The 378-nt window shown below is 64.8% G+C and carries 1 protein-coding gene; it reads left to right on the top strand.

Annotated elements, in window-relative coordinates; translation table 11 throughout:
- On the top strand, positions 1-378 hold a 378-nt coding region (locus EN852_RS36065; protein WP_135879704.1), incomplete at both ends, for an ABC transporter permease subunit.

Below are 378 nucleotides of genomic sequence, written 5' to 3' on the forward strand. Positions count from 1 at the left end.
CTCGGCTTCTCGGCGGCGGTGTTCGGCGGCTGGTACGACACGATCCTGTCGCGCCTCGTCGACCTCCTGATGTCGATCCCGACCCTAATCATGGGCCTCGTCGTGCTTTCGGTGCTGCCGTCCAACCTGGTGACGCTGATCCTGGTGATGGGCATCCTCGACTCGACCCGCGTCTACCGCCTGTCGCGCGCTGTGGCCGTCGACATCAACGTCATGGATTATGTCGAGGCGGCGAAGCTGCGCGGCGAGGGCAGCGGCTGGATCATCTTCCGCGAGATCCTGCCCAACGCGCTCTCGCCACTGGTCTCGGAACTCGGCCTGCGCTTCATCTATGCCGTGCTGTTCCTGTCGACGCTGTCCTTCCTCGGCCTCGGCGTT

It is taken from the genome of Mesorhizobium sp. M2E.F.Ca.ET.209.01.1.1, assembly GCF_004010375.2.
Lineage (GTDB): Bacteria > Pseudomonadota > Alphaproteobacteria > Rhizobiales > Rhizobiaceae > Mesorhizobium.